General features: G+C 55.3%; 2 protein-coding genes. Both read right to left on the bottom strand.

Annotated features, from left to right (window positions below; genetic code table 11):
- Window positions 1–288 precede the first annotated feature (288 nt).
- Window positions 289–1,065 (bottom strand): IS21-like element helper ATPase IstB, encoded by a 777-nt coding sequence (istB, locus tag PHP98_12225; protein ID MDD5484395.1) that lies wholly within the window; start codon window positions 1,063–1,065, stop codon window positions 289–291.
- Window positions 1,062–2,540 carry an IS21 family transposase gene (gene istA, locus PHP98_12220; GenBank protein ID MDD5484394.1) on the bottom strand — a complete coding sequence of 493 codons (1,479 nt, stop codon included), beginning with the start codon at window positions 2,538–2,540 and terminating at the stop codon, window positions 1,062–1,064. The genes istB and istA overlap by 4 nt, the downstream gene beginning before the upstream one ends.
- Between the last annotated feature and the right edge of the window lie 147 nt (window positions 2,541–2,687).

The following is a 2,687-nucleotide window of genomic DNA, read 5'->3' as shown; positions in this document are numbered from 1 at the left end:
CTTGGCGGCGGCAATCGGAAAGTGCAGCATTCCGGCAATCGGAAAGTGCAGCACTCTTTGGCTGGTTAATACTCTATCGTTTGGGTTGATTCAGGGCAAGGTTTTCCTTCCCCTTCCCGCCCCCTAGGGGGCGGCGCGCCGGCCGGGCCGGCACCATTTTTTTTCGGCCTCCTTTCTCTATCGGGCGCCACTACCGAGGTTACCTACATGTTGGGCATGGCTTGCCCTATTCTCGGAGCGTATACGTGATTTTAGACCATGTTTTTTTATCAGGCATGGCCAAAAACCTCACTTTTTGCTGTTCGGGCTATTTTCATCGAGCCGTTTGCCTTTGCCGGTCCGGTACGACTTTCCACGTGTGGTCAAGATATGCGCGTGATGCGCCAGCCGATCCAGAAGGGCCGTAGTCAGTTTTTCATCGCCAAAAACCTGCACCCATTCGCCGAAGGCCAAATTGGTCGTCACCAGGGTTGAACGCCGCTCATAACGATCGGCCAGCAGATGAAACAACAACTCCCCGCCATCGCGTTTGAACGGTACGAAGCCGAGCTCATCCACGATCAATAACGGCACTCTTTGATACCGGCGTTGCATCCGTCCCAGATTGCGTTCATCCCGCGCTTCCAGAAGTTGTCGCACCAGATCGGCCGCCTTCTGAAACAAAACCGGAATCCGCCGCCGGGTGGCCTCCACGCCCAACGCAATCGCCAGATGCGTTTTACCCGTGCCGATCGGCCCGGCAATTACCACGTCTTCAGCTTTGTTGATGAATTCACCGCTGGCCAGCTCATTGATTTTCGGCCGCGCCACGCCCTGCAACGCATCCCAATCAATCTGATCAAGCGTCTTGGTATCTGGAAAACCGGCTTGTTTCATATAGCGTCTGGCCGCGTTCTCCTGGCGAACGCGATTTTCCGCTTCCAGTAATTCGCGCAGATATTCCTCATGCGTCCAACCGCCGTCACGCGCCCGGCGGGCCGCCGCTTCATATTCCCGGCCGATGGTCGGCAAACGTAGCGATCTGATATGTCCCTGAATTATCGCGGAGATGACGGCCGCGCTCATTGTGCACCTCCTGCCAACAGACGATCATATTCCGCCGCCGCCACCGATTCCACTTCCATCCCTCGCAGTCCTGCCGGCACTCGCGTGGAATCCAGAGCCACTTGCCGCGCCGATATATATTTTTGCAACGGCAGTAAATCGCAACGACCGCGCTCCAACGCCTCATTCAAGGCCTGGGTGACAATGCTTTCCCCATGATCGCAGATCGCGCCAAGTATCCCAGCCAGATGCCGGGCGCCCTGTAGTTCGCCATGCGTTTTTACCAGCAATTCCCATATCCGCCCGTAGGTGAGCCCAAGTTCAGCCACCAGTTCCGGCGCCACCTGGCGCACCGCCTGCGGTTTACGGGACAGTTCTTTCAGGTAATCACGATAATAGATCAGCCGTTGCCCGCGTGATTGCCGCGGCCGGGTTTCCGTCTCATTTCGGCAAACAAACTGGATGTCAGTCGGGCCGATCCAAGCCGTAGCGTCCAAGCACGCCCAAGACGAAGGCAATGAATAGGTCGCCCCTTCAACCTGCACCATCGAGCTGTTACTGATCGAGACTGGATCCATCCGCCGCGCTTCAAACGGCGTTAATGGCAAGGAGCGCAGAATCGTCTTCTCTTCTTCAAATAAATCCTTTAAATGCCGCCCTTGCTTGTTAACCTTGCCGACCCAGGCCTGCTCAATCTCAGCCAAAGCCTTGCCGGAAATTTCATCCAAATCTTTCCCGGCCAGGATCGGCGTCAGATGCTGCAGTCGGATCACCTTGCCCCGATTCTCAACGCCGCCCTTGTCATGCCCTTCCCCGCGCCGCGTAAAACAAGCCTCAAACAAATAATGGCTGCATAAAGCCTTAAATCCATCCGTCAACTCGCGCTCTTTCAACCCCAGCAGACGTTTAACCGCCAACGAAAGGTTGTCATAGATGATCCGCAACGGAATGCCACCCAAGTGCGCAAACGCCCGCACGTGACCATCAAAAAACGATACCTGGTCGCAATGGTCATAGAGCCGGATATAATCGCGCCCGGAATACATCAGCCGCAGGAGAAATTTCCAGACTTTCCGCCGCACACCGCCAATATCCACCAGCACTTCAAAAAAATCAACCTGCGCCTCTTCCCCAGCACGGTGGATCAACGGAATATATACCTCAGCGCCCAAACGCCGCCTCTCCGCCAGATAGGCTCGCACCGTCCGTTCGCCAACGACCAAACCTTCCGTGATCAATTGCCGATGAACCCGCGGCGACGTCAGCCGATGCTTCCCCTCAATGCGACTGGCCCATTCCCGAAGTAAATCCTCTATCCGCCGCCCAACCTTGTCCCAGACCGGCCGGCACCGTTCGTTTTTTTCCTCCCGGCGCGGCTCCGCCTGCCCAAGATATTTTTTCACCGTCCGCCAATTTATGCCCATTTCCAGGGCTATTTGCCGAATGCTCCGGCCTTCATTGTAATATTTATGCCGTACTACGTGCACTTCGTTCATCTTCAGCATACTCCTGTCCTCCATGGTTCAGTCCTTTTTCGCCGCCTTTATAACGGCAAAATTAGACTCTTTTACCACGGAAAACTATGCCTCAGAATGCTGCACTTTTGAGTGCCGGAGTTATGCACTTTCCAAATGCCGCGTACA

Source organism: Kiritimatiellia bacterium (assembly GCA_028715905.1).
In the GTDB taxonomy this organism is placed as follows: Bacteria; Verrucomicrobiota; Kiritimatiellia; order JAAZAB01; family JAAZAB01; genus JAQUQV01.
The sequence above is the reverse complement of the archived record's forward strand: the minus strand, read 5'-3'. Positions and strand labels throughout refer to the sequence as shown.